30 protein-coding genes and 1 tRNA gene are annotated in these 26,091 nt (G+C 45.7%); 5 read left to right on the forward strand and 26 right to left on the reverse strand.

What is annotated here, in order from left to right; all coding sequences use genetic code 11:
* The first annotated feature begins 101 nt into the window (after positions 1–101).
* A tRNA-Glu gene (locus BMW65_RS01425) sits at positions 102–173 on the forward strand.
* Here the strand turns inward: BMW65_RS01425 and BMW65_RS01430 are convergent.
* The 23 genes from BMW65_RS01430 to BMW65_RS01545 form a co-directional block, all read right to left on the reverse strand.
* Positions 136–1,719, reverse strand: a complete 1,584-nt coding sequence (locus BMW65_RS01430) for a recombinase family protein (RefSeq protein WP_090602933.1) — start codon at positions 1,717–1,719, stop codon at positions 136–138. The two genes, BMW65_RS01425 and BMW65_RS01430, sit on opposite strands and share 38 nt — an antisense overlap.
* Positions 1,720–2,252: 533 nt before the next feature.
* Positions 2,253–2,633, reverse strand: a complete 381-nt coding sequence (locus tag BMW65_RS01435; RefSeq protein ID WP_143053762.1) for a hypothetical protein — start codon at positions 2,631–2,633, stop codon at positions 2,253–2,255.
* 88 nt (positions 2,634–2,721) lie between these two features.
* Complete coding sequence (locus BMW65_RS01440; protein WP_090602192.1) at positions 2,722–3,099, reverse strand: hypothetical protein; 378 nt, start codon at positions 3,097–3,099, stop codon at positions 2,722–2,724.
* A gap of 52 nt (positions 3,100–3,151) precedes the next feature.
* Positions 3,152–3,937 (reverse strand): DUF3560 domain-containing protein, encoded by a 786-nt coding sequence (locus BMW65_RS01445; protein ID WP_090602194.1) that lies wholly within the window; start codon positions 3,935–3,937, stop codon positions 3,152–3,154.
* Between the two features lie 53 nt (positions 3,938–3,990).
* Positions 3,991–5,061 (reverse strand): DUF932 domain-containing protein, encoded by a 1,071-nt coding sequence (locus tag BMW65_RS01450; protein ID WP_090602195.1) that lies wholly within the window; start codon positions 5,059–5,061, stop codon positions 3,991–3,993.
* Positions 5,062–5,302: 241 nt separating this feature from the next.
* Positions 5,303–5,860: a hypothetical protein gene (locus BMW65_RS01460; protein ID WP_090602198.1), complete on the reverse strand. Its 558-nt coding sequence runs from the start codon at positions 5,858–5,860 to the stop codon at positions 5,303–5,305.
* Between the two features lie 473 nt (positions 5,861–6,333).
* Complete coding sequence (locus BMW65_RS01465; protein ID WP_090602200.1) at positions 6,334–6,780, reverse strand: hypothetical protein; 447 nt, start codon at positions 6,778–6,780, stop codon at positions 6,334–6,336.
* Between the two features lie 106 nt (positions 6,781–6,886).
* The gene (locus BMW65_RS01470) at positions 6,887–7,063 is read right to left on the reverse strand and encodes a histone H1 (protein WP_090602201.1); all 177 of its coding nucleotides are present in this window, start codon (positions 7,061–7,063) and stop codon (positions 6,887–6,889) included.
* A gap of 79 nt (positions 7,064–7,142) precedes the next feature.
* The gene (locus BMW65_RS01475) at positions 7,143–8,438 is read right to left on the reverse strand and encodes a hypothetical protein (RefSeq protein WP_090602203.1); all 1,296 of its coding nucleotides are present in this window, start codon (positions 8,436–8,438) and stop codon (positions 7,143–7,145) included.
* Positions 8,439–8,445: 7 nt separating this feature from the next.
* Positions 8,446–8,943 carry a DUF4138 domain-containing protein gene (locus BMW65_RS01480; protein ID WP_090602204.1) on the reverse strand — a complete coding sequence of 166 codons (498 nt, stop codon included), beginning with the start codon at positions 8,941–8,943 and terminating at the stop codon, positions 8,446–8,448.
* A gap of 17 nt (positions 8,944–8,960) precedes the next feature.
* On the reverse strand, positions 8,961–10,085 hold the full coding sequence (traM, locus tag BMW65_RS01485) for a conjugative transposon protein TraM (RefSeq protein WP_090602206.1): 1,125 nt from the start codon (positions 10,083–10,085) through the stop codon (positions 8,961–8,963).
* A 33-nt stretch (positions 10,086–10,118) separates the two neighbouring features.
* Positions 10,119–10,340 carry a hypothetical protein gene (locus tag BMW65_RS01490; protein ID WP_090602207.1) on the reverse strand — a complete coding sequence of 74 codons (222 nt, stop codon included), beginning with the start codon at positions 10,338–10,340 and terminating at the stop codon, positions 10,119–10,121.
* Between the two features lie 3 nt (positions 10,341–10,343).
* Entirely contained in the window at positions 10,344–10,955 is a 612-nt protein-coding gene (gene traK / locus BMW65_RS01495) for a conjugative transposon protein TraK (protein WP_090602934.1), read from the reverse strand.
* 21 nt (positions 10,956–10,976) lie between these two features.
* Positions 10,977–12,194, reverse strand: coding sequence for a conjugative transposon protein TraJ (gene traJ / locus BMW65_RS01500; RefSeq protein ID WP_245747448.1), 1,218 nt, complete (start codon positions 12,192–12,194; stop codon positions 10,977–10,979).
* Positions 12,195–12,198: 4 nt separating this feature from the next.
* Complete coding sequence (locus BMW65_RS01505; protein ID WP_090602209.1) at positions 12,199–12,837, reverse strand: hypothetical protein; 639 nt, start codon at positions 12,835–12,837, stop codon at positions 12,199–12,201.
* Positions 12,824–13,513, reverse strand: coding sequence for a hypothetical protein (locus tag BMW65_RS01510; RefSeq protein WP_143053763.1), 690 nt, complete (start codon positions 13,511–13,513; stop codon positions 12,824–12,826). The genes BMW65_RS01505 and BMW65_RS01510 overlap by 14 nt, the downstream gene beginning before the upstream one ends.
* Complete coding sequence (locus tag BMW65_RS01515) at positions 13,497–14,189, reverse strand: conjugal transfer protein TraI (RefSeq protein ID WP_090602211.1); 693 nt, start codon at positions 14,187–14,189, stop codon at positions 13,497–13,499. Before BMW65_RS01515 ends, BMW65_RS01510 begins: the two co-directional genes overlap by 17 nt.
* Positions 14,190–14,207: 18 nt before the next feature.
* Positions 14,208–16,664, reverse strand: a complete 2,457-nt coding sequence (locus tag BMW65_RS01520; RefSeq protein ID WP_090602212.1) for a TraG family conjugative transposon ATPase — start codon at positions 16,662–16,664, stop codon at positions 14,208–14,210.
* 5 nt (positions 16,665–16,669) lie between these two features.
* Positions 16,670–16,996 carry a DUF4133 domain-containing protein gene (locus BMW65_RS01525; protein ID WP_090602214.1) on the reverse strand — a complete coding sequence of 109 codons (327 nt, stop codon included), beginning with the start codon at positions 16,994–16,996 and terminating at the stop codon, positions 16,670–16,672.
* Positions 16,997–17,002: 6 nt separating this feature from the next.
* Positions 17,003–17,344 (reverse strand): hypothetical protein, encoded by a 342-nt coding sequence (locus tag BMW65_RS01530; protein WP_090602216.1) that lies wholly within the window; start codon positions 17,342–17,344, stop codon positions 17,003–17,005.
* Positions 17,345–17,357: 13 nt separating this feature from the next.
* A complete protein-coding gene (locus BMW65_RS01535) occupies positions 17,358–17,714 on the reverse strand; it encodes a DUF4134 domain-containing protein (RefSeq protein ID WP_218145317.1) in 357 nt (118 codons plus the stop codon).
* Between the two features lie 38 nt (positions 17,715–17,752).
* Positions 17,753–18,256: a hypothetical protein gene (locus tag BMW65_RS01540; protein ID WP_143053764.1), complete on the reverse strand. Its 504-nt coding sequence runs from the start codon at positions 18,254–18,256 to the stop codon at positions 17,753–17,755.
* A 161-nt stretch (positions 18,257–18,417) separates the two neighbouring features.
* The gene (locus BMW65_RS01545) at positions 18,418–19,293 is read right to left on the reverse strand and encodes an RteC domain-containing protein (protein ID WP_090602218.1); all 876 of its coding nucleotides are present in this window, start codon (positions 19,291–19,293) and stop codon (positions 18,418–18,420) included.
* 304 nt (positions 19,294–19,597) lie between these two features.
* Here BMW65_RS01545 and BMW65_RS23805 point away from each other — a divergent pair, with 304 nt between their 5' ends.
* Positions 19,598–19,834: a hypothetical protein gene (locus BMW65_RS23805; protein ID WP_143053765.1), complete on the forward strand. Its 237-nt coding sequence runs from the start codon at positions 19,598–19,600 to the stop codon at positions 19,832–19,834.
* Between the two features lie 14 nt (positions 19,835–19,848).
* Here BMW65_RS23805 and BMW65_RS01550 read toward each other — a convergent pair whose 3' ends face one another.
* Positions 19,849–21,015, reverse strand: a complete 1,167-nt coding sequence (locus BMW65_RS01550; RefSeq protein ID WP_143053766.1) for a hypothetical protein — start codon at positions 21,013–21,015, stop codon at positions 19,849–19,851.
* Between the two features lie 299 nt (positions 21,016–21,314).
* On the opposite strand from BMW65_RS01550, the gene BMW65_RS01555 reads away from it, so the two are divergent.
* From BMW65_RS01555 to BMW65_RS01565, 3 genes are all read left to right on the forward strand, one after another.
* On the forward strand, positions 21,315–21,899 hold the full coding sequence (locus BMW65_RS01555) for a cyclic nucleotide-binding domain-containing protein (protein WP_090602222.1): 585 nt from the start codon (positions 21,315–21,317) through the stop codon (positions 21,897–21,899).
* 202 nt (positions 21,900–22,101) lie between these two features.
* Complete coding sequence (locus BMW65_RS01560) at positions 22,102–22,614, forward strand: MauE/DoxX family redox-associated membrane protein (RefSeq protein WP_090602223.1); 513 nt, start codon at positions 22,102–22,104, stop codon at positions 22,612–22,614.
* A 110-nt stretch (positions 22,615–22,724) separates the two neighbouring features.
* Positions 22,725–23,075: a hypothetical protein gene (locus BMW65_RS01565; protein ID WP_090602225.1), complete on the forward strand. Its 351-nt coding sequence runs from the start codon at positions 22,725–22,727 to the stop codon at positions 23,073–23,075.
* 86 nt (positions 23,076–23,161) lie between these two features.
* Here the strand turns inward: BMW65_RS01565 and BMW65_RS01570 are convergent, their stop codons facing one another.
* Together BMW65_RS01570 and BMW65_RS01575 are read right to left on the reverse strand one after the other, a co-directional pair.
* On the reverse strand, positions 23,162–24,676 hold the full coding sequence (locus BMW65_RS01570) for a TlpA family protein disulfide reductase (protein ID WP_090602226.1): 1,515 nt from the start codon (positions 24,674–24,676) through the stop codon (positions 23,162–23,164).
* A gap of 26 nt (positions 24,677–24,702) precedes the next feature.
* Positions 24,703–26,082 (reverse strand): RagB/SusD family nutrient uptake outer membrane protein, encoded by a 1,380-nt coding sequence (locus BMW65_RS01575; RefSeq protein WP_090602228.1) that lies wholly within the window; start codon positions 26,080–26,082, stop codon positions 24,703–24,705.
* Between the last annotated feature and the right edge of the window lie 9 nt (positions 26,083–26,091).

Here is a 26,091-nt window from a genome sequence, read left to right on the forward strand (position 1 = left end):
GGGGTAGTCGCAAAAAATCTGTTATTTTTTTTGGAAGGAATGGAAATACTCCTATCTTTGCAGACCGAAAAAACAATAGGGTTTTTCGGGGCGATTAAAAAGGCCCGTTCGTCTAGGGGTTAGGACGCAAGATTTTCATTCTTGAAACAGGGGTTCGATTCCCCTACGGGCTACTTTAGGGGAAAAGTCTAAAATACTGGATTTTTCCCCTTTTTTTATGCCGTTTAAAGTCCTGTTTATCAGCAAAATAACTTCAAGTGCTTCATTAGGTCGAGGGGTTCGATGTTGCTCTCCATTGAAAGTTACGAAATCCGGATAAAGGGATGCCACTAATTTACGCTTCTCATGCGGCTCTGCATTGTAATACCGTTGCTGCACGTTCATAAACTTAGTAACAACCCTATCCAAAAGGACATCCAGTGTTTTCATGGTCTGCGTCTTGGCTGGCAATTCGGCAAGTCTGTCTTCTAATTCCCGAACATCCGCGCGACATTCTGTCTTGATGATTTTGAAATCTTCTGCGTCTATTTCATCTTGCATCAACCGTTGCCTCGCTTTGGCTATCATCGCTTCCTTTTCTTCTATCTGTCTGCTAATATCCCGACGGTCATCCCATTCCACCTCATTTTGGGACTGGAAAACATCCTTTACAACCAACTTGAACAGTTCACCAGTTTCAGGACGCAATGAATATTGCATCACTTCCCTTTCAAAATAGTTGTTTACCACATCCGCTTTAAATCTGAATTTGCATTCATTGCATGAGCAATGGTAGTAATAATAACGTCCTCCATGTCTTCCCTTTGACCCACTTCCTGTTAGCATCCGTGTACATTGTGGGCACCGTATAACTCCCCTTAATACGAGCGTTTGTTCAGACGCTTTAATTTTTGTGGTTTTTGGCCGTCTTTTTCCGTTCAGCACATCCTGCACTCTATAAAATAACGTCTTGTTGATTAGCGGTTCGTGCTGGCCATCCACTATATCCATTTCTTCATTTTTGTATTGTGGTACGATAATAAGTCCACAGTAAACAGGATTCCTTATCAGCTTCCAGAAGTTGTTGCGTTCGCACTTTAACCCCTTTTCGTTTGCTTCCCTACGTATCTGTTCTGCGGGCTGCACACCTTTGGCAAGTTCTTCAAAAACCCATTTCATAATTTCTGCCTCGCCGGGTTTGGGCGTGATATACTTCCGCTCTCCATCGGGCGTAATCCTGTTGACATAGCCTTTAGGCGCTGCTCCCATCCATCGCCCCTGTTTCCTTGCTCGTCGCATTCCATCAAGTACATTGAGCCCCCGCCGTAAATTCTCTGCTTCGGGAATTGATAGGTACACGGCAAGCATAACAGCGCTTTCAGGAACTCCAAAGTCAATCGGTTGGTCAATCGCATCGGCACTTACATACAGGCCGCGTAGGATGCCTATCATGGCATAGGCTGCCTCGACGCTGCGGCTGAACCTATCCCACTTCACAAACAGTACTTTTACTTCCTCTTTACTTTTCGTCTTCCCACGTTTTTTCAGTATGGATAAGAGTCTTTTCCATGCTGGTCTATTGAAATTTTTGGCTGAATGATCCTCACGGTAAATGTCCACAATTTCCAAACCGTGAAAATCACAGTAATTCTTCAACCGCTCTTCCTGTTCAGGCAACGAATAGCCCTTCTTTTTCTGTTCATCCGTGCTTACACGGATGTACAAATACACTTTTTTCATTTCACAAAATTTTGTGTTAAAAAACTAAAGAATTGCCTTTGGAAAATCTTTGGAAAATCTTTGGAAAATCATCAATTTTCATCTTCAGAAAGGTATTCCTTGACCACTAATTTAGCCAAAATATACATGAAATCCAAGATTTTTTTCGCTTGATTTTCATCAACTTGCAAGCCGTTTTTATGCAAAATTTGCATTGCCCGCTCGGGTGAAACGTTCCGTTTTTCGAAGTGTTTGCCATTCATCCGTTTGCCCTGTTTTAATTACAATAGTGGGCAGACCAGCTCGGAATTATTAGGGACTTTTAGGTACTCCCTAATAATAAAAATTCGGGGGTTTGAGAATGTGTTAAACAGCTATTAAATCACTCTTAAAAGGCTCTTAAACCGCTCTTAGCGCGCGGCAAAAAATAGCCATTTAAGGCCGTTTTTAGCCGTTTTGAGGCACTTTTAGGCTTCCAATGAAGGAATGTTTATTTTGGGAAAACACCCCTTAAAACGGCTTAAAATGCGTTTTAAGGGGATGTGGAATTTGTCTTAATTTTCTAAATATAGCAACGCTATTGCTAATTTAAACTTCTTGTTTTTACATTCAGTTCTTGCCCACCGTAATAGACACTGAATGACAAACGCGCCCTTTATCCCATAGAAAAGCTCTGCGGAAAATGTACCGCTAAACTTCAACAATCCCATGTAATGTAGCGTTATCGTTTCCTCAACCTGTTCCCCCAATCCCTGCCAATATTCAAAGGTCATTATTGCTCGATTACTCCAGCCTTTGCTGTGCTTGTCAGGATTAAATTTCAAGTCCTCGCAATACCTTGAAATGTAATCCAAAAGAGGCTTTATTTCATTTGGGAAAAGGTCGTGTAACAACTTCGCCTTGTCCATATCCGTTAATTTTTCTAATGCTTTCATTTTAATGAATTTTAGGGGGTAGGCAGTCAATAGGCTGCCTACCATGTTTAACCATCAATTCGTATTAACCAATCTTCTGTTAACAGTATCAACCGTATGAAAAAAGCATATCTACGGCCAATTTAAACTTCCTGTTTTCACACCTGTTTTCTGCATACTTTACAATGCGGTCAATCACAAAAAATACTTCATATGCGAAACTTAGATGTTCGGAAAATATGCGACTGCTCCTAACCATATCAAATCGCTTTTTCTTAATCAGTTTTTCGGTCTGTTGCGATAAGTGCATCCATGTTTCAAAAGTGAAATCGTTTGAATCCCATGCTTCTTTATACTTTGCCGCGTTTTCTTTAAAAGCCGTACAGAAGCCCAAAATATCATCCAATAATTCGGGTATTTCATTCGGGAAAAGGTCATGCAAAAGCCTTAGCTTTTCCGTGTTCGTCAATTGATTCAATGCGTTCATTTTTCAAAGTTATTAAGGGTAGGCAGCCTTAGCTGCCTACAAAGTTCAACCATCAATTATCATTAGCCAGTCCCTCGGCTATCTGCTTTGCGATGTAAAGCGCCCAGTTTGATATATGCCGTTGCCAAGCGCCCTCATTCGGTGACCACCGGAAACCGTTCGACTTTAGTTGCTTCCTGACCTCTGCACTCGGCTTGCCATCGAAAACCATTTGCAAGCGGTTGGCTCCCAAATTTTCAACAATACGGACACCGTTTATTGTCTTGTCAAACGGCTGCCGCTCCTGTAGCTTCCGTAATTGCTCAATGCGCTGTTTGATACGCCTGATGTTCGCATTGTTGTTGCTTAGCTTGTAATGGGCAAAACCGATTTCCCCCATTACATCGGGCGTGTTAATTTCTTGCCAAAGCTTTTCGGAAGCATGGGGCAGTGAAAAAAAGCCTTCTTTATCCTTTTTCTTTAGGCATTTATTGGCTGCCTTCATAAATTCCTGTGATTCCTGCAACTCTCTAAGTCTCGCTTCCAACTTCTGCAAAGCATCGGGGTCATCCGAAAAGATGTCGGTATTGGTTTCTATGGTTTCTGCCTTTTCCTCGTAATACTTCGCTTTGTCCTGTTTCTCGAATGACTTACCAAAGGTATTGTGTATTTTATCCCTAAAATTGCGGTCCCTTTTTTCAGAATGGTGACCTACTAAAATGGGTTGCCCAAATGGGATAACGCTGGCCATTTCCGTTGCACTTTTATAAAGGCTTTCGGCTTCCTGTTCGTTCTTTTTCGCTCGGTTCTTTGCGTTCTCTATGCGCTTTTGCCTACGTTGTTCAAAATCGTGTTTCATGATATAAATGCGCCCTTTGTGCTGTTGCGCCTCCGCTTAGTTAATAATCTCAATTAATTCAACTCTAATGCTTTTGCTCCGAAACGCGCAAAATCGCTGCATAGCTGAAATGCCTTTTCCGATTTCTGCAATGCATTTCCACCCATGATGGAATTAAATTTGGCCTCGCCGTCCCTGTATTTCCTGACGTTCTGAAAATATCCGGTAACGCCATTGAAAGCACCGTAAAGCGTACCGCTTGTGCTTTTGTCCTGTTGGGTGGGGTTACCCATTGCATACTCATACGCACATTCCACCATGTTTTTATACTTGCTGGAAAGCTCGTCATCGTTGCCGTTCTGCAATGCCTGTATTGTTTCCTTGTTGGGGTGAGCCATCGCGATTTGTATGAGGCGTTTTACTGCGGGGTCGGTAATGCGTACCCTTGTCCAATGGTTGAAAACTTCCTCCAAATCTTCTGCAAGCTTGTGGGTAATGCCTAACAGCTTGTGCGCTTCGTTCAATCGCTCCAACACATTGGAAGTATGCCGGATTTTCACGCTTTTAACCGTCCCGTATAATGCAGCATTGAGTGTATTATTACATACCACTCGGATAGGTGTAAATGCTGCCGTCATGCATCCCAAGCCATCATGTGAGGTCGTCAGAAGCAGATATTGCTCTATCAAATCTTTACGTCCCACACGTAAGAAGTCGGGTAATTTAGCGGTGATAAATACCCTTTCACCGTTGCCCAATGCTCCTGCCGTTTCGTACTTTATACCTCCTTTGCTTCCAACCAGATTGTCAAAGAATGCAAATGCTTCGGTATTCTGCACAATTCCGTAGTTCTTGCGCACCACTCCTAAAGCCTGGTCTGTGTCGGTGCGTACCGTGGCGTAATAATTCGGTACTTCTATTTCAGGGATGATAATTTCCGTATCGGGGTTACCTGCATTGTTTTCACTGTCGAACGTGAATAGCTTACGTTTTTCAACGGTGTAATCCAATCCGGCAAAGCGGATAGCTTCCTCACTCGTGGGATACTCCTCTACGATCTGTCCCAGCCCATGCCAAGCCTTTTCCTTTACGCTGAAAAAACTATGTTTCTTGGTCAACTCATTATAATTTATGTTATGTGCCATGTTTTTTAATTTTAGTGTTCCTTACTCTTGTTAGTAAAATCTCCGTTTCCAAAACCGTAACCTTACCTGTGTTACTCACCGAACAGATTGCCGATGTCTCAACCTCGTGGACGGTTTCGCTAATGTCTTGGTGTTCGGACTGCACTACAGCCCGCACCATCAGATAAAGCGTTTCGTACTTCATGCTTCGGTATTTATGTGAAAAAATGCCCCTGCAACGCTGTGCAGGGGCAGACTGTCATTACTGAGGAAAACGGATTTCCCCTTCGATTTCTGCAAGTTTATCATCACAGAGTGATTTGACATACCGCGTCACTGCATTGATGAGGAATGGATTTTTGGTAGAAAATTCCCCACCGTGGTCGTCCTCGATGGACAACTGGCAACCTTGGAAATGGTCTACCCCTGCTTCCTCGGTTTCGTCCAACTGCTCAATCTCAAATGCATCCAGTTCCTCGATAGTAGCAATAAGTTTGTCGCGTTGCAGCTTTTTACGGTGCAAGTTCTCAACCCATTTAATGGTTTCGTCCAAATTCTTGGATGGGGGCAGGTCGGCCAGCATTTCCCTAAGTTCCGCTTTTGTGGGTTCGGGCTTTTGGACAGACTCAACGACTTTAGCCGTTTCCGGTGTGTGGGGCGCGGCTGCCTTTCCGTTTGTTTTGGCTGTTTTGCCGTTGGCTGCTGCACCTTTTCCATTGGTTACCCTTGCTGCGGCTTTTGTTTCTGCTGCCTTTACATCCGTGTTGTTTACTCCGTTCTTTGATTCGATGGCCTTGTTGGCCGTTTCTACTGTTTTCATGATAATTCACTTTTTTGATAAAAATTACTTCGTTTAATCCTTTTGCGTTTGCCCCCCCAAACAGGGGAGCAAAACGGGGGGGCTTTATTCTTTTCCATCAGCCAAAATTTTTAAGAGCGATTCCCTCAAAACCGTCTCGGCAGTAGCCTCGCCGGCTTTTGATAAACACCCCCCTTAAACACCCCCCTCAAAGGCAAGGCTTTTCGGGAAAAAATACCTCGCGAGCGAAAGCGAGCAGGGAAGATTTTTTCCCGAAAACCAGCGGAACGAAGTGGAGCCGCCTTGCAGTGAGGGGGGTGTTTTTAATAAATTTGTTTGGCAAAAGCCGATGAGTCTGAGGTACTGTCTTAGGTAGGTGGTAGTCGGTCTTGTATTTGGGATGAAAAAACTAAAGCTGACTAATGCCAGCTTTAGGATTTGGATGGTGGAAAACGGTTAGAGTTTCGGTATTATTGATGTTGGTAAGTGGTCATCTATGGGATTTTGTTATAGGTTTTTTCCGTTCCGTCATTCAGCGGCCAACTTAGGGTGCCTTCATCCAAGGAGACAGGAATGACGGTTACGCTTCCGTCCATCGGTTCGGTGATGCGGAGCGTGGTGTCGCTTGCCTGTAATTCGGCTACTTGGGTTCTTCCTTTTCCGTAGTCATTCCAAACACCCGCTACCTTGTTTTTGTTGGGCCGCTGGGGGTCATCTTTCTTGGCTGCCGACCACCGCGCGATTATGGTCACATCCAGCCTGCCGTCATCGGTGGGCTTTATTTCCAGCGTATCCCTGAAATGGTCAAACTCGTTTTCGCTCTCTGATGCGTATTTCCCGACAACCTCTTGGGTAAGGTCTGATTTATCGGGACTTGATGAACATCCGTTTAGTAAGCCAAACGAAATGCCTGCGACGGTGATAATTGATATGGATTTCATGGGAATCCTCCTTTCATATGGTGATTATCACAAAATTAGCGATTTGGCCGGGAACAAAAAAAGCCCGATACGCTTTCATATCGGGCTAACAGGATTTGGGACAGGGTTATTTGGCGCTTTTCTTGGCCGTTACCTCATTCCGGATGGACTGTGCAAGTGTCTTGGCTTCCTGCATGGCTTTCCTGACGCGCGTGCCTGCTGCGGCATTGCCTTTCTCAAAGAATTTGACCGCATCGGCTTCCACCGAAGCGATGAGGTCTTTCAATTGATTGAATGTACTCATCTTGTTGTTTTTTAATCGTTTAAAAATCGGTTAAATGTGCCTTTTTTAATTTAACGTAAACAGAAAGTGTTTCTTTTGCTTATAAACGCATTCCCTGTTTTTGATTTAAATCCCATTCACGCCTTAAAGGGACTGGGTTTTTAATTTCCTGCGTGTTGTTACGGTCAAAAAACTCCCTTCTCAGGGGTTGCCCCTCTTTATTTACGATATTGATGTTTTTGTAACGCGGTGCCGTTTCAATCTTGACATCGTAACGTTTTCCGTTCTTTTCGATAACCACAGGTACTTGATTGCCATCTTTAAGTAACCCAATTAATTTATTCTTTGATTCTTGGTTATCGATTCCTTTTATGTCGTATTGCGCAAGCGTTTTTTCGATATCGAAACCATATTCGGGGTCGCGGAACTGATGGTAGCGGTATCCGTTTCCGGTGGACATGGGGTCGTCGCGGTTGATGGACACGTAGGCTTTGTATTGGTCGCCGTTCGCGGTGAGCAGGTTCTCTTTGTACAGGCTTTGTCCCTGTATGAGCTTTAACGCCTCCGGTAATGTGAAGCCCTTCCCCTCCTGGATGTAGAACGGCTGCGTGAGCGGCTTGCTGTGGTAGGTTTCACGGAAGTCCTGCGCGGTATAGATGAGCTTTGCGTCCTCTTTCCGTACAAGTACGGTGCTTTCGTTGGGTTTCGGACTGGTGCCGATGACCAATTCCCTTTCCCCCTGTTTTTTTTCGTTGAGGTATTCGATGGCCTTTGCAGGACTGATGAAGTCGCGGAATAGCTTTTTCCCGTTTTCGGGGTCTTTGGTTATGACAAAGTATTTTTGGCCTTCCGGCAGGGGATTTGCTTTGGTGAATGTCAGGTCAAACTTGTTCATGTAGTAGTTTTCGGATTGGTTCGACTGCCTCACCGGAAGATTGAGGTCGATTACACCCGTTTTGCCTTTGTATTGACCGATGTACTGGTCGGTAATGTCAAAGGCGGGAAGTCCCTTGGTCATTTTTTCTTCCAATTCCTGAATGTGAGTTGGGTCAAATTTTAGTTCGGTGAGGTATTTTTTCAAATCCTCCAGATTGTTGAGATTCATGGTGTCCTCCTTTTGTTGATGGGGCAATATGCCCGTTTGATACTTGTTTGTGATTATTTCGTCCAATTGTTTCAGTAGACGGGGAATGGTATCTACGTCAAGGTAATAAGCTTCCGCAAATCCGGCGTTTACGTAGGCGTGTGCGTCACGCTGGTGCCGGAAGCACGTGATGTCCCATGCACCTGTGATGTCTTCTTCGGTGTCGTAGACTGCCCATTTCATGCCGTTTTCCAACTGGCTGTTCAGGTACTTGGCAATATCGGGTGCGATGTCATTCCGTAAAAGTTGCATGGCGTATTCAGTTTATCGGTTGCGCATTTTCGATATTGCGGTTGCGCACTTTTAGGTACAGATGCCTGCCGCCGTCCTTCTCGTATATTTCGATGGTGAGCTGCTTGCTGTTGGCAAGGGTAAATTTATCCAATGCGGCTACGACGGTTTTACCGCACTTGCCGTCTACCAAAGGTCTTTCCAGTCCGTCGATGTCAAGCGGCATCATTTCCTTTTCCTGCGTGACCGTGCGCTTGGCGACCTTTCTATCGCGGATGTAGAAGCGGATGAAGTCAATGTCGAAACGGATGTGTGAGCCGTTTCGTAATCCGATTTGGAAATACAGCACATCGTCATGGATGTAAATCCCATGCAGGGCAGCGCTCATCTTGCTGTTACGGTCTTTTGTTACCGCACCTTTTGATGGCTGTTTTGCTACGCGTCCGGTTTCATAATCCGGTTGCTGTGCATGGCATGTGAGCCACGTCAGACAGCATAATACGGGGATGATCGTTAATGGTTTCATAGTTTTGCTATTTATTTTTATCGTTGGTTATCGTCGCGCAGGAGCAGGTCATATCCTGCTTTCGTGTTGACTTTGGCTTGCCGCACCCTGCGGTTGAAAAGCCCCTTTGCGGCATTCACCCCTGCCGTTGCGGCCTGTGCAGCAAGTGATGGGTCAAATGACATTAGCTGCATGCCCTGTATGGCATTGTTACTTCCGTCCGTGACCGCGTCGCGGGTCAGTGCGGTGGATGCCTTCAAGCCCGGTATACCATCCAAATCGTATGCGGTAAGCGATACCGGAAGGATGGAATTGCCATGCCGTATTGTCCGCACGGATATGGTGAGCCGTTCGCCGCTTATTGCGCATATACCATAGGCAAAGCTGTTAGCAGGGATAAGCCTGCCGTTGATGTACACGCTGTCGAGCAGCCGTATTTGGATGGATGAGCCGTTTATCACCTCCTGGTCGCGGTGGATAGCCGCGCGTATGGCATTGTCGGGCAGGCTGTCACCTGCAAGCGTGACCGGATAGACGCTTTCCCTGTTGGCAAGGGACTGCTCCCGTAGTTTATCCTGTACCCTTTCGGGGTGCTGGATGTCCAAAATCCTTTCGAGCATTCCATTGAGTTGTTCCATTTCGGGGTCTTCGGCTGGGTCACTCGAATTTAGCCGTTCCATCATCTTTTCAAGCCTTTCGATGTCCTGCTGCGTGTCGGGCATCTGTGCGGATATCGTCCCCGATGCGGTAATCGGAATGGCACGTGTCTGTTGCGGTGCCTGCTCCGGCGTTTCTACAGGTCTGTAAAGCTCGTCTTCGAGCATCGCAAGTTTTTGCATTACCTGTTCTTCCTGCGGGTCTGTGAATCCTTCGGACAGCGATTCGGCCACCGCCCTGCGACTTTGTTCGTCGCGGATGCGTTTCATCGAATCGGCTTTTGCCTGTTCGTATAGGTCGAGCTTGGTGCGCGGCGTTTCCTTCCGGAAATTTGCACCCGGCAGTGTGGTGTTGATACCTTTTGAGGTAGCATCTATTGGCTGCGGTGTCCCCTTACCTCCTCCGAGGGCATGGAATGCAAGTGCCGCAAATGGTAGTACCAAAAGCGGTACGGCAAGCAGGAATCTGCGTTGCTTCTCTTTCTGTGTTCTGTTGTTCGTTTCCATTGTATTGTATTGAATATTGAATCTTATTTCGCTTTAAAGCAGGTTATCAAGGATGAGGTATATGGAATAAGCCGCCATTGCAATGATGGCCACGGCGAATGCGGTGACCTGCGCACGTCTATCCAGTTTGGCAAATGCCCTGTTTAACCTATCGGATAGTTTAGCCTGTACGCTGTTCACTGACTTGGCTATACCGCGTGCAAGCCGCTCCGTGGCATCGTTATCCCATTCCCGTTTTTTGCGATTCTTTGCCATTGGTTATCTTGATTGGATGTCGGCATTTTCAAGTGTTTCCCAACGTTGGATAAGGAAGCCATGCGGGTTGTTGTCCGTCCGTTTTACGTTCCTCAATGTTCCGGTGGTGGTGAGCGTACGCATGAGGGTGCCGCTTGAGCGGATAAGCCGTTGTGTGGCGTGGCAGGTAAAGCCGTAGGGCTCGCTCCGCATGTCCAGTCGGATGCTGTCCACGGTGATGCGCTGGCTGATGTTGCCGGAGATGAGGCCCGAATAATAGCCCTTTTCGCGAAGGTTGTCGTATTCGCGTTTGGCGCTTTCGTCCGCAAGGTAGAGGGCCTTGGTGATGTTGGCCGTAATTGCCTTGTCGTCGGGGTCGAGTGAGAAAAACAGCTGGTGGAAATTCGTTACATGCTGCCTTGCTTCCACTTCGGGGTCATCCTTGCTGCCAGCAATCTTTGCTTGCAGGGGTCTGCCGTCCACTACTACCCAAATGCTTGAAAGTATTGTTTGAACTGCCTCATGGCTTTTGTAGATGACAAAACCGCATAAAAGGATGATGCATACATTGGATATGATGCTGAATGTTTTGATGTGCTTGAATGCTGTGTCGATATTCCTGAATTGCTTGAACATGGTGTATTGCATTTAATTCGTCTATTCTCCTTTTATCCTGCCGCTCTGGTGGTCATTGGTGAAATAATCGCTTCTTCCCGCCCCGGCCATGTGGTTGCGCATGGTACGGGCATCGTCACCGAACACGTCTTTAGCCATATCGCCCCCATCGGTTAGCTTTTGGCTGATTGTATCGCCGGGGTTTACTATCAGCGTATTGACGCGCTGCATGAGCGAGTTGGCACCGGAAGCATGCACGATGTAGTTGGCCACGCTTGGTACGGAGAAATACCCCAATATGCCGATGATAAGGTAGATGAGGTAAGCCGTGTCCGTCGCGCTGAACATCGTATCTCCCTCCTGCCCGATTTCGCTTATGTCGAGTATGAGCATCTTTTCCTGTATCTTGCCGATGATGCTCCCGAACAGGTTGCAGACCGGAAGCCACAGGTACACATTGATGTAGCGGCCTATCCATACGGTTAGCGTATGCTGTAATCCATCGAATACACTGAAAGCGAATACGAGTGGCCCAAGTATGCCCAGCACAAGCATGAAAAACGTACGGATGGCGTTGATGCAAAGCGATGCTGCGGCAAAAACGACCTGTAGTATTTCGCTCAGCCATTGTTTCACGTTGTTTCTGAAAGCGTAGGACTGCTTGTCCATCCAAAATTTGATGTCATTGCCGATGGCCTTGTCCCACCAAGTTTCATCACCACCTGTGCCGTCGTCGGGATAGGTATATTTGTGCCATTTTTCTATATCGCCTTTTCCGCTCTCTCCCACGTACATCTGCCAATGGCTGGAATTTTTGACCGCTTCTTCTTTCTGTTTCAGCAGCGTGGCAATAGCCCTGTCGGAATCGTTGACCATGCCCAACGTGACATCGGAGATGGGTTTAAGTGTCCCGTTAAGTACCGCCAATACGACCGGATAGAAAAGCACGGCAAGGCCGATGGCAAACGGACGTAGCAGGGGATAAAAGTCGATGGCTTCGGCGGCGGCGATTTGTCGCCACACGCGGGACGCGATATACCAAAGGGCGGCAAATCCGGCAATCCCACGGCCCACACCAATCAGGCGTGAGCAAAGGGGCAGCATGTCGGAGTAAACTGTATCGAGGACGCTTTGCAGGTCACGGATTTCGGCGGCGGACTGGCCGAATGCAGGGACGGGGGCAAGGGCAAGCGCGGCAAGGAAGCAAAACAGGGGTGCAAGGGCGCAAGCAGGCCGCATGCCGGAACGGGCTTTAATCATGTGCTTAGTTGAGTTCATAAAGTTCTTTGAGTGTCTGTGTTTCCCTTTTTTCTTTTTCGCGTTGCAGGTCGAGCAGGCTGCCTTCGCGGTTAAAGTACCGTAGGAATTGAAGTTTGTCCTGCACATCGTCGAATATGCGGTCGATGGCCTGTAGTCGCTCGTCATCAGACATCCGGAGTTGGGATGCCGTGGTAACCATGATGAGCTCATCAAGGCTGGCGACGCTCCGGTCAAACAGTTGCTTGTATATCCTGCCGAAATAGGCAAGCTCCGCTTCCGTGAAACTGCCCGATGCACGGAAGCGGTCGTAGGTCGATTTGTATTCCTTTACAATGTCTTTCTGCATTTTGATGATATCCGCGACGCGGTAATATTTTTTAATTTCGGGATTGACCGCCATCAGCCCATCGAGGAACAGGTTATGCAGGTTGAAATTACCTTTGGAAATGTCACGCACGGCATTGTAGCCTCCGGTGAGGATTTCATAGCCGCGCTTCATGTCTGACAGGATACCCTTTAGCTGGCTGAGTTTTTCTACGTTCAGGAGCAGTTGCACCACTTCATCCGTTTGTGCCTGGCTCTTGGTCGGTAGCAAGAAAGCGGTGCAAAGGCCAAGAGCTATGGCGATGCTAATCTTCTTCATGTTTGAAAATTCTTTTGAGTTTGAAAAGCTGTTCGGTTTCGCGTTTATGCATCAATGCAAGGAGATGCACATCTCCGGTGTAGTATTGGGTGAATGCCGCTTTGTCACGCATGGCCGCATATACCTTTTCAAGCCGTTTGATACGCTCATCGTCATCCATTTCCAGCTTGCCGGAAAGCACGATATCGAGCAGTTCTGAAAGGTCGATTGCACATTCTTCCAGTACCTTGTTTTTTACGCTGCGGATGTAGTCGGAGTGTTGGCTTCCATTTTCCAAACCGTTGAAAGCGCCGATGATGGCGATTTGCAGGGCAACTATTTCGGCAATGCGGACATCATCCCTTATGGCGGGATTTACTGCCGAAAGCGATGCAAAGAAAGCGGTGTGCAACCCAAATTCCCCGTCACTGAATCCACGGACAAGGTTAAGCCCCGACGATACCACATCGTATCCTCGTTTCAGCACGGTGCCATAACCTTTCAGGGCGATGATCTGCTCGGCAAGGTATTGTTTCTGTGTCTTCTTCTGCCTGAACCATTCGGCAAATGTCTGTGCTTCCGCTTTGGTAGCGATGGCGGTTGAGATGGCCGTGATCGTGGCAAAGGCAAGCAATGCGTTTGCCCTGCGTCCGATGGCGGTCGCTTTTTTAGCTGCCCCGTTAATCATCGATTCCATAGATTTCCTTTAACCGTTGTGTTTCGTCCGTTGACTTGGCCCGTTGGACGGATAGCAGGGCATTCTCCCTATTGAATTGTTTGAGGTCGGTGTGGTTTTCTTCCATCCGGTTGCTTGCTTCCTTAATGATTTCAAGCCGTGCCGCATCGGACATCTGTGTTTTGAAACTGTTGACCACAAGAATAATCTGGTCTATATTTTCGACGCTTGCTTCGAGTATGCCCGTATAGACCTTTGCGATGTAGGCAAGTTCCTCCGGTGTGAAATGCTCGTCTTGCTGGAAAAGCTGCCATGCGGTGCGGTATTCTTCCAGTATGGCCGCTTGTTTTTCTGTCATTTCCTTTATCCGGTGGTAATAGGTAAGTACCGATTTGACTTTCCACAATTCATCGTAATAATTTTTGTACAAGTTGCGCTGACGGTCCGTCCAATCGGCTATTTCAGTGAGTTTGAGTTTGGAAAGCTGGTTTTCCAGTGTCTTTTGGGCATTCTGTAGCCATATCGTCTGGTTTTGCAGCCGTTGGATTTTGAGGTCAATGGCTTTGATGACTTTCTTGATACCCGCCTTTATCACCTCGGCAATGGCAAGCTGCGCGGTCGCGCCCTCCGGCAGTGATACGAATAGTGTCATTGCGCTGATGGGCAGGATGAGCATGTATGTCTTTAGCTTTTTCATGGTATTGTGTATTTGGTGTTATGCACTTTTGCTTCTGATGTCATTGGCAAGCTCCGCTATGCCTTTGCGGATACTGCCGTACTTTGCCGCATATTCCTGCACTTTCACTTTTTCGCTTTCCTCGGTCGTGTAGGTGAGGTATTCTTCAAGTGAGACTTCTGTGCGGTACACTTTGCCGGGCGGGAAGATGTAGACTTCTTTGTAGATCCTTTTAGGGTCGTTGGCTCTGTTCATGGACAGTATCAATGCTTTCTGCCGTTCATTCAGCCCAAGCATTTCCTGCAATTGGTCGAATCGGTTTTCGTATTTGGATTGGTCTAAGAGAATCTTACAGTCAGCGTTGTTGATGATGGCCTGTTTCACTATCGGCGATGATATGATGTCTTCGACTTCCTGTGTCACGACGATGGCCTCTCCGTAGAATTTTCTGACCGTCTTGAACAGGTATTTGATGTATTCTGCCATGCCCTCTTTGGCAATGGCTTTCCAGCATTCTTCAATGAGGATGGCTTTGCGTACCCCTTTCAGCTTCCGCATCTTGGAGATAAATACGTCCATGATGATGAGCGTGACCGCCGGAAAAAGGATGGGGTGATCTTTGATGGCATCCAACTCAAAGACGATAAAACGTTGGTGGAGCAGGTCGAGGTTTTCGGTGGCATTCAGTAAATAGTCAAATTCACCACCTTTATAGTAAGGGTTGAGTACGTACAGGAAGTTGGAAATATCGAAGTCTTTCTCCTTGACATTACCGTCTTCCAATACTTTCATGTACTCGCTCTTTAGGTATTCATAGAAGGTGTTGAAGCAGGGGAAGATGGTTTTGTCTTTTTCAAGGTGGACAAAATATCCGGTGAGCGCATTGGAGAGTCCGACATATTCCGAACGTGTAAACCGCTCGTCTTCTTTCTTCCAAAGTGCCAATAACAACGTTTTCAGGCTTTCCTTTTTTTCCGTATCCAGTACATCTCCCTCGGTCAGATAGAAGGGATTGAACTTAATGGGGTTGGCTTCACTGTACGTGAAATAGTAGCCATCCACAAGGTCGCATAGCCCTTTGTAGGAGTGGCCCACATCCAGCAATACCACGTGCGTCCCCTGCTCGTAGTAAGACCTGACCATGTGGTTGGTGAAGAACGATTTTCCTGAACCCGAAGGCCCTAATATGAATTTATTTCGATTGGTCGTAAGGCCCCGTTTCATCGGCTCATCACTGATATCCACGTGCAGGGGCTTGCCGTGCAGCCTGTCGCCCAGCCGGATGCCGAACGGAGAAATGGATGTACGGTAGCCAGTCTCTTTGTTAAGGAAACAGGTGGTTTGTTCCAAGAAGCTGTCAAACGTGTCATTCATGGGGAAATCCCCTTCGCCTCCCGGTATTCCTGCAAACCAGACCTGCGGTGCGCCGTCCCTTTCCTGCTTAGCTACGGCATCCATCTGTGCCATTGCCGACGACACCTTGTTTCGTAATTCGTTTGGGTCTTCGTTGTCGTTGCACCATGCCAGTACGTTGAAGTGCGCCTTCACCGGAAGCCGTTGCTCCGATATGGCTTCGTTCAGAAAATCGTTGGTGGCATCCCTTGCGATGGCGTTTTCACGGGAATAGGCCGAAAGTGATTGCAGGCGTAGCCGCTTGGCTTCCATCCTTTTCAGGGTCTTGGGGGCATCGTCAACGAAAATATATTGGTTGTATACATGGTTGCAGTCGAGCAGCATTCCCAACGGGCTTGCGAATCCCACGGAGAATTTGCTGCGGTCTGTACTGTATCGGTCGTGGTTTATGCGCGGGCCGCACAGGGCTGGTAATTCTTCGGCATCGGAAAGTGTGAACAGCATGGAGCGTTTGTCGCCGATGAGCATGCCATCCTTTAAATGGATGTCGCGGATGGTCGGTTGCTCGCCTTCATCCAAAAGGAAGCAGTAGCGTTCGATGATACCTGCTTTGTTGGCTGTGCCTGCCAGTGCATCGTCATCCAACCGTTTGAGGTTCACGAATCCGCTATCGGTAAGGATGCGCTGGAATTGGCCCGCGCTGTCCATGAAATCCATGAATGGCCTTGTACTTACGGTCTGATGCGGTACGATGGATTTACGTAGCAGCCCTGTGTATGCGGAGCTTGCGGGCTTGTGTTCTTTTGCCTGTTTGGTGAGATAGATGTAGCAGCTATGGGATAAGTAAGGCCGCTCGTTGAAGAAACGTTCGCTGGACAATGAAAGGAACGCTTCCCCTGCCTTTTCGAAGTCCGCGCGGTACTTCCTGTCCGTAAACCAATCCTGTTTGTGGAAGATACTGTGCGGGGGCAGCAGCCGGATAGCACGCACCCACGCTTGGTGAAATGCTTCGTAATCCCGCTCACCCATTGTGAAAATTTCCGGCAGTATGGCTTCGAAGGCTACCGTGATATCACCCTGTACGGATAGGATGGCATCGTTTTCAACTTTGTAGATGGGAAATATTTTCTCGATTTCCTTCATGGGTGTCAGCGTTTTGTTGTTTTCAATGTGGTGAATAACCGTCTTGACCGGAATTTAAGGTACGCGGGCATTTGCTTGGCCGCGAAGTATTTCATCAGGCCGTGCTGACCGAATCGGTGGCTGAGTCGGTTTACTGCGATGAACAGCGCTGAGCCGAGCAATACAATGACCGTAAGGCATACATACATGCTCGTACCCATCAGGTACATAGCGGCAAAGAGCAGCAGCAGCCCCACCAGTCCTCCGGCGAGGTAGCCGATGTATTGTCCTTTCAGGCCACGGAACTCGATGGGTTTATTTACGCCCTTATTGATGCGGTATATCGTTGCCATTTTGTGTTATCGTTTCAGTGTTTCCAATTGCCGTTGTTCGGTCTGCACGGTTGTGTCATGATGTCGGTCGTTTCGTTTTTCAAGTATTCTTTCCATGATATGGGGGTCGAGCTTGTAGGGATGCGGCATCCTGACAGTGACCACGCTTTCCGGTTTCGCGGCGGGGTCACCGTGATAAATGCTTTTGGTTGCCCTGTCGAAGTCAAATTCGTATTGCCCGTTTTTGAACGTCATGGCATCAAACGGTATCCGGTTGGTGGGGTCTGATACCTGCCGTAGCTCATCGTTCAGGATGTCCACATAGAATCTTGTACTTTCGATGATGTAATCCGGTAATTCCCTTTTCATGCCCGTATTCCCTTTAGCCCATGCCGAAAAAACTTCTTAATACGGTGGCCACGATGACAAGGAAAATGCAGCTTCCAAACCATCCTGCGGCGATTTTGCTTGTGTCCGGCTCTCCTGCGTTCCACTTGTTGAAGACCTTGACCGCCCCGACCAAGCCGACGACCGCGCCGATGGCATACATCAGGTCAATGCCTGTGTCGAAGTATCCGCGTACCCTGTCCGTGGCTTCGCGTATTCCCGCGTCGCCATCGCCTGAATCCTGCGCCCATGCTGCGGTAATGCCATAGAGGATATAGTAGGTGATGCAGGTAATGGCCATTAAAAGTTTGCCTGCAAGGATTTTCCGTTTCTGTGTTGGTTGCGTGTTCATATTCCTGGTTCTGATTATTTTGTTTTTGTTGCTGTTGGCTAATCCCATAAGTGTTGTTTTTCTTCCTCCGTGAGCGTAAAGGGCAGGTGGTCTTGAAGGTAGCTGGTAAGCGTTTCGAGCCGTCCGCTTTCGCGGATGGCAGGGTATCTTGCTTTGAGGATGGTAAACATCTGATGAAAAGCCACTTTATCCCCTTCCTCACGCTTCAGCACCTCTGTGAGCAGCTTGATTTCCTGAAGGAAGTCGGATACGGTGCCGAGCATCTGTGTCTTGCTTTCCGCGTCTCGTTTGGGGGCGAACGTAAGGTCATCCGGGTCTATGTTTTCCATGCCTTCCGGCATAGACACGCTGCCTATCGGGTTATCTTCCTCTTCGTCGGGTGGCTCCGGTGGTTCAGGTTCCGTACGTTGGTCTTTCGGTTTTCCGGCGAATAAGCGGCCTATTTCCATTCGGAAGAATAACAGGATTACGGCTATGTACCATACTGCCGTGATGGCCGCTGCCGCGATTAGGAAATGTTCCCAGGTGAATTGCTGTAACATGGTCGTTCCGTTTTTCCGGTACTCCATTGCACCGGATTACGGAAGCAAAATTCCCACGGATTGCGCGCCTCTTTTGGGTACTCTTGGGTAGTACCCAAAGATTTTAGGTAAGTGGCTGGGTTGTTTGTGGTTTAGGAATAGGTTGATTGATGCAAGTACTGTTATTTTCCCTGTCCGGGGCGGTATTCGTCGTCACGGGTTATTCTATTGCGGATTGCATCCTGCATTTCGTCGGTATATTTTGTGGGGCTAAGCCGTTTTCTGGCTTTCATTTCGGCTAACCGTTTGGATGGCTTGCCGATGGTGACATTCAGGCTATTTTCAAGCCATTGGAAAATCTCGTTCAACGTGGCAGTTCCACCGTTGAGTTGGCGTGTGAGGTAAACCCCGTATCCAAGTTCCGCAAGGTGTATGGTATCCCCTGTCCATCGCATTTCGCCCATCTTTCTCCCTGTGGCAAACTCCCTTGGCCTGACTGGCCCCTTTTTCAGCATGGAAAGTCGGTCGATGATGCGCTCTCGGAGCATTTCGTAGGCCATGAATTTGGCAAACAGGTAGTCTGCATAGGTGGAAAACTGCGGCTCCGGTTCCGGCCCCGGTGGGAGTAGCGCGCTGTCGTGACGGCCTCCACGTATGAAGTAAAGTTCATCGAGGTCACTGGCGTCCATTTTGAAATACTGATACTGGAATTGGTATTGCCTGAAAAACCGTTCGATGTGGGATAGCTCACGTTTTAGGTATGTGGTCTGGGCATTTTTGCCTTCAAGCGGCATCCCTGTTTCCAGCGTGGCGATTTCGTGGTAATAGATATGCCACCGGAAAAACTTTGGTTTAATGTGCTTGAAAAACCGGATTTCTTCTTCCGCTTCCGTGAATGGGTTGGTGGTGACGTGCCGTTTCAGGATTTCCATATACTTCTCCACGCAGCCGTGTGCATCCTTCATGCGCAATACGGGTGATGGTTCATTTACCTCTATGGCTGTGATCTCATCCTCGAAATGCTGGTATAGGTTGTCCAAAAATGCCATGTTTTCCATCGGTGTTGCTCCTTTTCATTTTTCGGTAAATTTAATCTGCACTGATTTTGTGCTAACGGAAAATAGGTTATGCAAAGAGATGGGTTTTTGCAACATCCGTCAAGTGGCATAGGTGGCATATCTTTTTATTAAATATGCATCGAATTTGGCTTTTTTAACGCAAAGAAGCGGTTTTTAGGTGGCAAATAAAATGCTTGTTTTTTTTGATTTTTTTATAATTCGCTTTTGGGCATTATCTTTGGTGAAACTTTAGGGGAAAAAATTTAGCTGTTGAAGGGGCTTGTGTCTCTCAAATATTCTTGGGATGGTTATGTTACCTTGTCGGCATCCAATATTGGATTCGCCCCTTTCGGAACTTCACGGGTTGTCTCCCGATTTCATTCGTAAAAGCAAGCAATTGGGATTTGATAATATCCGTCAGATGACCGACCGTGGTTGGGTTGAACTGACACGGATGAAGGGTTTTGATTATTGCTGGTTCAATGAGTTGGTGCGCTACATGAATGCGCATGGATTGCTCAACATGCTGGAAGATGGCTGATAGTTGGCAGGTGTTTATTTGTTCTTCGGACGGCCAAAATGGTCATCGAGTATCCTTATCATTTGCGTGAGCACCGCGCGGATTTTATTTACTGTCTTGGATGTAGCGTGTTCCGGCCCGAAGCGGTTTTGCATATTTTTTATCGAGGGGTTGTCCGTCCTTTCGGTGCGGATGTGGTTGCTGATGAATGCATATAGCCGGGAGTGCAAGGCCGTTTTGATGAAGCCTACCTCAGTCATTAGCCACGCGAGTAGCAGAAGCCCTTCAATCGTGGTGGACACGCTGAAATAAAAACTGTTTCCGTTGTTGTCGTTTGGCCCCCGCCGTTGCTGGTTGGCGGAGTCCCGATTTCGTTTTAATCTGTCGAGTTCGGACATGATGCACCCTATAAAATAATCCCGGATATGTCCCGGTTTTGTATGGTAGGCCATTTTTGGCGTAATGCGTACCCGTTCCATTTTTTTGAGCAGCGCTTCCAGTTGTTCTTCCTTTTCCTCGAATGTCGTATTGGTAGCCGTGATCCGGTCGATGTAAGATACCATGTACCTGTAGAAACCGAGTTTATTTACATTGCAGCACACAAGGCTTTCGATGATTGAGATTGTTGCATCTTCTCCTGTTTTTTTGTGTTGGCCGATGGTGGTGTTGAGCTGGCTGGCAAGTTTGCCCCTGTAATGAAAATGTGCCCATGTGGAATTTTCGGGGTCGGTACTTTGTTCGTCGTAAAGCAGTTCGTTGACCAATTCGATTAAGTCTTTGTCAACTCCTATTTCTTTCAGCTTTTCGATGACTTCCGTGCCATCGCTTATATGCTCCCGTGGCATTCCTTCCGGGGTCGCAAGCGAATGGTCGAAATGGTCTGCATAGTGCTTGTATAGGTATTTAAGCACACTGATCAGCTTGCTGTTTATTTCCGCAAATACTGATGCTAAGGGGCTACCGCGTTTACTGTATTCAAGGAAAGCGGCATACGCCGTATCTGCTCTGGCTGTGAGTTGCAGTTGTGTCTGCCGAATGAAGATGGCTAATGCTTCGTTGGTTGTTGAATCCGATATGCGCTGCTCTAATTTCGTTGGCAGGTAGTCGAGTACTTCATAAAGGGATTGTCTGTCGTCCGGTTGTACCTCTACATGGGCAGTGGTGGCATTGCCATATTTTTCCAAAAACTTGGTAAGCCTCATTAAATCTCCCGTCACTTAGATACTCTCCTTTCATGGGTGCCGGGCAATTGCGGGTAAACTGCCCTGGTTGTGGATGTGTGCTGTTCATCCAACACAAAATAAAGCAATTTTGGCCTGAATGTCCAATTTATTTTTTTTACAAAGGTGCCACCTATTTGTTTGCTTTTTGATGCCGTTTACACAGTTTTTCACTATAGGTGGCAACTTTTGCCTAAAAATGTGCCACTTGACAATGTTGTTGCATTTGTTTTCCTTTATCCTATTCTATTGTTGAAGGCCATGAAAACCTGTTGAATAACATGAAGACGCTTGGGGAACTGCTTTCCGATATTGGTTGTGATGCTGCTGTATACGAGCAGCTTTTGCCATTATTCAGGTTACAGCGCATGCCCCGTGGCATGGATTTGTCCCTTCGGCGTGGTTCATGGGATAATCTCGGTATTATATCGTCGGGATACCTTAGCGGCTATTTCCACCACAGTTTTGAAGACCATACACTTTGTGTCTTGGGGCCGGGCAAAACCCTACCCCCGCTTAATTTCTCCGGCGGTTTTCCACCTGATATTTTTTTGGAATCAGTCACCCGCGTTGAGTTGTATGTCCTTGACATCAATGCTGTCATATCACTTGGGCCTGAAATGCTGAGTGCTTCGTTATCGTTGCTGATGAAGTCTTATGACTGCATCATTGAGGAATTGATATTTTGGGCATCGGTTTCGCATTTGCCACGTGGGGAGTCGAGGTTTGGGGGTGTGGTGGGCCATGATGAGCTATTGGTCGGTGGCGTTCCCAATGACGTGCTTGCTTCTGCGACTCGCCTGAGTCTCCGGCATTTTATGCGCATCAAGAACGGTGAGAAAAAGGTGTTTCGCGAAAAAGCCTAATCCATTTATTTTCCTCTCCGTTTTTCATCTGTTTAATTTTCAGTATAAATATTCCTTTTTATGCCTGATCTATCTGGTATTACATGCTTCCAGCATGCATTTTTTTTCAATTTTGGCCCAAAAATGTGCCATATATGTCATACCTGCGGATTGAATATCAACCTAATTTTGTGATGTAAATCAAAGGGTAATTGAAAAGACAATGAAAAAGGGAACGTGGTTGAATATTATATCGGGCTTGATTGCCATAATGTTTTTTTATGCGGTCTATGTTCAGCTTTTTAATAGTGAACAGAAACTAAGTGAAAAGTTAAAGAATGTTTTTTCGGAAAACGCTGCTGGCATCTTGGCTTGGCTTATTCCCGCCATCCTAATTATCACCATAATTTTACTGGTTTACAAACACACAAGGTTGATTGGTTTTTGGGCCTCATTCAGTTTGTTGGTGGTTTTCAATGTTTACTTAATCCTGGTTATGGATAGGGTAGCTGTCGATGGGCAACTCAACTACGGGGGAATTTTAGACAATGTTGGTTTAGGCTGGCAAGTGGCACTCAATATCCTGTTTATTGCATTGGCAATACTTGGAATTTGGATTGAAAGATACGGGGCAGCTAAGAACCCCTCAAAACGAATGAGACACCTATGGTTTAACAAAAATTCTGATAAAAATTTAGAGGAAAAGAATTTGAATAAAAACGTAATGCAGGGTTAAAGACCTCCCCTGCGCTGTGAGAAACAATTATAAATATCCGTGATGATTAGGTCTCAAGGTCGGAACGGAAAAAACCGAAGTATTTTATACTTCAATTAATAAAAAATGTTATGACTAAGTTATTAAAGAAAGTGAATTTGTTCGCTTTGGTTAGCATGCTTACATTAGGACTTATTTTGTCTGCTTTTTCACCGGTGAAAAAAGTCGTCCCTGTTAAAAAAGTAGAGCCTTCTGAAAAAGCTGCGTTTCAGGAAACCCGTGGCATATTGGAAGACTATAGCTCAACTCATTGGCGGGTTACGCCGTCAGCCGTTTCAACGAGTAGCTGTAATGGAACCGCAAGCTTTCCGTGTACAGGTACAGTTAATACTGCCGCTGTGACTGAGCCTGAAGCCGGAGTATTTATCGTCCCTAAGAGTCAGGTCACCAACACAGATGGTGTTGGCCCATTTATCCCTTGAGCATAAGGCGATAAAGTTGCATAGTAATGTGGCAAGAAGATGTTGAAGACCTTAACTTCCTCTTGCCACTTTTTAATTAGAGAATATTATTCTACGGAATTAAGAATTGATATCAATTGGTCTTTGGGCGGTCGGTCATTGTAAATCCCTACTAAATTGCCTTTGCTATCTATAATCAAAATCGTTGGATATATATTTATATTGTAGTACTTAACAAACTCGTGCAATGTGCCTTCTCCATTTGTAAAAACATTGATTGTTTCTTTTGAAGAATACAAGGCACTATTTACACTCTTAATCCAAGTATTGACGTTTTTATCAATAGATACTGATAGGAATTTGATTTTATCATTGTACCTAAACGACTGTTCGACATGGGATAATGTATTTTGAAAATACGTGATACACCCACGGCAACCTGTAAACCAAAAATCAATCAACAATACTTGACCTTTTAAATCACCCAATTCAATTTCATGCCCTTCCAAATCGGTAAATTTAAAGGGGAATGCTGATGATCCTTTTAAGAATTTTAATGAATAATTTTTTAAAATCCCTTTCAAACCATCATCTGTGACGCCTGAGTAAATCTCGTCGTAAAAAGCAAATTGATTTTCAAATTTATCTCGGTATGTCAGTAACAGTAGGCAAAGCAATCGTTCGCGTTCTATAGCGGAATACTTATTTGAAATGCTATCGTATAATGATTCCGGCTTTTTAAGTCCTTGAATAAGTAATAGGTTTTTATGGTATTCGATTAGGCTCTCCAAGTAAAATGGGGAATGAAATTGGATGTTCTGTAGCAGCAAGTCGTCATTGAGTGGTGAAAATCCTTCAGTGAAGATTTCTTTCAACTTGGGAAAACCGTTTTCCATAGTTGAATCTGAAAGGACAAGCCATTTAAATTCCCAATACTTATCCAATTCTTGTTTTCCATAAATATCGGATTTCAATAGCGAATAAGCAAGCGTTGAAAGCTCATGTCGGTAGTCGTATAAAATTTCGAGACAAGCATCTTTTATTTTATCATGGCTATTCCCTTTGAAAAACCCATAATCTGATGTGAGTATACCTGAATCCTCTGAAACGTATGAGAGACTATCCATCCTAAATCGGCACTGATATTTTGCGAATCCCCTACCTTTAAATTCAGGCGTGTACTCGCTAAAGTTTTTAAATCCTGAAAAGTATTCACGGTTTCTTTTTGCATAGGCTTTCGGAAGTAAAGCATCTCTTTTTTTCATGGTGATCGTGATGTCGTCTCCATGTTCAAATAGATAATAATAGAGCAGGCTTTTATCAGTACCCTGCTCCTTTTTACTTAAACAAAAATAGCCGAAATCGTTTTGGGGATTTATTGTAAACTTGAAACTTCCTGAATCATTTAGCGCAAAACTTTCCTCGTATGGTAAGTATTCAGCAACGGATACTCCTAAAAGACTGTTCCAATAGCGAAGAACGAAAGTGTCCTGTAAGTACTCCTTCTCTTCAAAATTTACAGTAATTGTTACACGGTTACTAAAAAGTTCAGTTGAAAATCCTGTTTTTGCCTCAATAGCAAGTATTATCAGTATGATGGGAAATAAAGCAAGCTTTGCCATTTTCGACTTATTTAAATAGCTGATGATTAATCGATGTTTTCCGTACTCCTGTCATTCTGAGGTATTCCACTTAGCGCAACCTCATTTAGTGGGATAGGGAATGTATATTTCGGACTATTAGGATGGAGCGTATATTCTACGCCATTTAGGTTCCTTTTTATTGTTACCGCGTATTTAGGATCTTGGTTAAGTCTTCTAAGGTCAGTCCAACGTGTACCCCTAAAAAGCAATTCTTTTCTTCGTTCCCGAAGTATCAGCTCCAAAGCCTCCTCGGGTGAGTTAGTTTCAAGGGGGACAAAAAGCCCATTTTCATACCGATTGATAAGTAATTTATTCAGGTCATCCATTGCGCCAACTATATCACCCAATCTCGCCCGGCATTCTGCACGGTTAATATATATTTCATCAGTGGCCAAGCCTGACAATGGAGTTCTTGTTCCGGTATAAAGGGTTTTTACTCGTTGTGTGTTTGTTGCCTCGTGTAACTGAAAGTAAACATTCTTCCGAAGGTCATTTTCATCATAGGAATTATACAAAGCCTCATCAATTATGGGATTCACCGCCAAGATATGGCTGTTTTGCGCAATTTTAAATAATACCTCCCCGTTATCAGGTGATGGTAAGTTGAATGAAGGGCTTAGTTGATTAAAATCTAACAATTTATCGTATTTGCTAAGACACTCATCTGAATGAAACAATGATTGCTCATAATTTTGCATTGCCAAGTAAACCCTGCTTAGTAATGCATGTACAGCAGCCTTAGATGCACGGTTTTTATTTTGGGCTTGGTAATCAACAGCCAAAAGATTATTAGCTTCTTCCAAATCGCCTATGATCTGAATAAAAGCCTCCTGTACAGTTGCTCTCGAAACCGACTGTGTGAGGTCAGACGAAAGTTTGAGGGGGATACTTAAATCCAAACCTATCGATTCGGGTTTATATGGCATGCCATATATTTCCTGTAAAAAGAAATGATATATCGCCCTAACAAACAGTGCTTGTCCTTTTACTTCGTTGTAAATTAATGATTCGGATTGGCTAACATTTAAATCCTTCAAGCCATCCAAAACTACATTTGCGGTATAGATTCGGTCATAGGGTTCCACCCAATCAAATGTAGAGAAAGGAGCAGAACTACCTTCGTAAAAGTCGTCGGCCCATATGTAGGAATTTCGTCTAACTTCGGTTCCGGAAATCCATATATCAGGCGTGAGGTATACATTGTCGGTGCTTAATTCTGAGATACCCGGAGCGGAAGAGTAAATATATCCATAGTTCAATAATTGTTGATATTCCTCGATTTTGGTAACAACGGTAAGTGACCGATCGGGAACTATGTCAAGAAAGTCATTGCATGAAAAAAAAATCACGCCTATTAGTAAAGTAAAAATTCTTTTTAGTTTCATCGTTGTGTG

Origin of the sequence: Parapedobacter koreensis (assembly GCF_900109365.1) — a bacterium.
Classification (GTDB): domain Bacteria; phylum Bacteroidota; class Bacteroidia; order Sphingobacteriales; family Sphingobacteriaceae; genus Parapedobacter; species Parapedobacter koreensis.

What these genes read in the sequence shown, in the direction of transcription:
- BMW65_RS01570 (WP_090602226.1), bottom strand. Translation starts at nt 24,676, where the DNA reads ATGGCAAAGCTTGCTTTATTTCCCATCATACTGATAATACTTGCTATT.
- BMW65_RS01515 (WP_090602211.1), bottom strand. Translation starts at nt 14,189, where the DNA reads ATGAAAAAGCTAAAGACATACATGCTCATCCTGCCCATCAGCGCAATG.
- BMW65_RS01510 (WP_143053763.1), bottom strand. Translation starts at nt 13,513, where the DNA reads ATGGAATCGATGATTAACGGGGCAGCTAAAAAAGCGACCGCCATCGGA.
- BMW65_RS01450 (WP_090602195.1), bottom strand. Translation starts at nt 5,061, where the DNA reads ATGGCACATAACATAAATTATAATGAGTTGACCAAGAAACATAGTTTT.
- BMW65_RS01445 (WP_090602194.1), bottom strand. Translation starts at nt 3,937, where the DNA reads ATGAAACACGATTTTGAACAACGTAGGCAAAAGCGCATAGAGAACGCA.
- BMW65_RS01565 (WP_090602225.1), top strand. Translation starts at nt 22,725, where the DNA reads ATGACTAAGTTATTAAAGAAAGTGAATTTGTTCGCTTTGGTTAGCATG.
- BMW65_RS01525 (WP_090602214.1), bottom strand. Translation starts at nt 16,996, where the DNA reads ATGGCAACGATATACCGCATCAATAAGGGCGTAAATAAACCCATCGAG.
- BMW65_RS01490 (WP_090602207.1), bottom strand. Translation starts at nt 10,340, where the DNA reads ATGGCAAAGAATCGCAAAAAACGGGAATGGGATAACGATGCCACGGAG.
- BMW65_RS01560 (WP_090602223.1), top strand. Translation starts at nt 22,102, where the DNA reads ATGAAAAAGGGAACGTGGTTGAATATTATATCGGGCTTGATTGCCATA.
- BMW65_RS01470 (WP_090602201.1), bottom strand. Translation starts at nt 7,063, where the DNA reads ATGAGTACATTCAATCAATTGAAAGACCTCATCGCTTCGGTGGAAGCC.
- BMW65_RS01575 (WP_090602228.1), bottom strand. Translation starts at nt 26,082, where the DNA reads ATGAAACTAAAAAGAATTTTTACTTTACTAATAGGCGTGATTTTTTTT.
- BMW65_RS23805 (WP_143053765.1), top strand. Translation starts at nt 19,598, where the DNA reads ATGGTTATGTTACCTTGTCGGCATCCAATATTGGATTCGCCCCTTTCG.
- BMW65_RS01480 (WP_090602204.1), bottom strand. Translation starts at nt 8,943, where the DNA reads ATGAAACCATTAACGATCATCCCCGTATTATGCTGTCTGACGTGGCTC.
- BMW65_RS01475 (WP_090602203.1), bottom strand. Translation starts at nt 8,438, where the DNA reads ATGCAACTTTTACGGAATGACATCGCACCCGATATTGCCAAGTACCTG.
- BMW65_RS01550 (WP_143053766.1), bottom strand. Translation starts at nt 21,015, where the DNA reads ATGAGGCTTACCAAGTTTTTGGAAAAATATGGCAATGCCACCACTGCC.
- BMW65_RS01460 (WP_090602198.1), bottom strand. Translation starts at nt 5,860, where the DNA reads ATGAAAACAGTAGAAACGGCCAACAAGGCCATCGAATCAAAGAACGGA.
- traJ (WP_245747448.1), bottom strand. Translation starts at nt 12,194, where the DNA reads ATGATTAAAGCCCGTTCCGGCATGCGGCCTGCTTGCGCCCTTGCACCC.
- BMW65_RS01535 (WP_218145317.1), bottom strand. Translation starts at nt 17,714, where the DNA reads ATGAACACGCAACCAACACAGAAACGGAAAATCCTTGCAGGCAAACTT.
- BMW65_RS01540 (WP_143053764.1), bottom strand. Translation starts at nt 18,256, where the DNA reads ATGTTACAGCAATTCACCTGGGAACATTTCCTAATCGCGGCAGCGGCC.
- BMW65_RS01435 (WP_143053762.1), bottom strand. Translation starts at nt 2,633, where the DNA reads ATGAAAGCATTAGAAAAATTAACGGATATGGACAAGGCGAAGTTGTTA.
- BMW65_RS01530 (WP_090602216.1), bottom strand. Translation starts at nt 17,344, where the DNA reads ATGAAAAGGGAATTACCGGATTACATCATCGAAAGTACAAGATTCTAT.
- traM (WP_090602206.1), bottom strand. Translation starts at nt 10,085, where the DNA reads ATGGAAACGAACAACAGAACACAGAAAGAGAAGCAACGCAGATTCCTG.
- BMW65_RS01555 (WP_090602222.1), top strand. Translation starts at nt 21,315, where the DNA reads ATGAAGACGCTTGGGGAACTGCTTTCCGATATTGGTTGTGATGCTGCT.
- BMW65_RS01545 (WP_090602218.1), bottom strand. Translation starts at nt 19,293, where the DNA reads ATGGAAAACATGGCATTTTTGGACAACCTATACCAGCATTTCGAGGAT.
- BMW65_RS01430 (WP_090602933.1), bottom strand. Translation starts at nt 1,719, where the DNA reads ATGAAAAAAGTGTATTTGTACATCCGTGTAAGCACGGATGAACAGAAA.
- BMW65_RS01440 (WP_090602192.1), bottom strand. Translation starts at nt 3,099, where the DNA reads ATGAACGCATTGAATCAATTGACGAACACGGAAAAGCTAAGGCTTTTG.
- BMW65_RS01505 (WP_090602209.1), bottom strand. Translation starts at nt 12,837, where the DNA reads ATGAAGAAGATTAGCATCGCCATAGCTCTTGGCCTTTGCACCGCTTTC.
- BMW65_RS01520 (WP_090602212.1), bottom strand. Translation starts at nt 16,664, where the DNA reads ATGAAGGAAATCGAGAAAATATTTCCCATCTACAAAGTTGAAAACGAT.
- BMW65_RS01465 (WP_090602200.1), bottom strand. Translation starts at nt 6,780, where the DNA reads ATGAAATCCATATCAATTATCACCGTCGCAGGCATTTCGTTTGGCTTA.
- traK (WP_090602934.1), bottom strand. Translation starts at nt 10,955, where the DNA reads ATGTTCAAGCAATTCAGGAATATCGACACAGCATTCAAGCACATCAAA.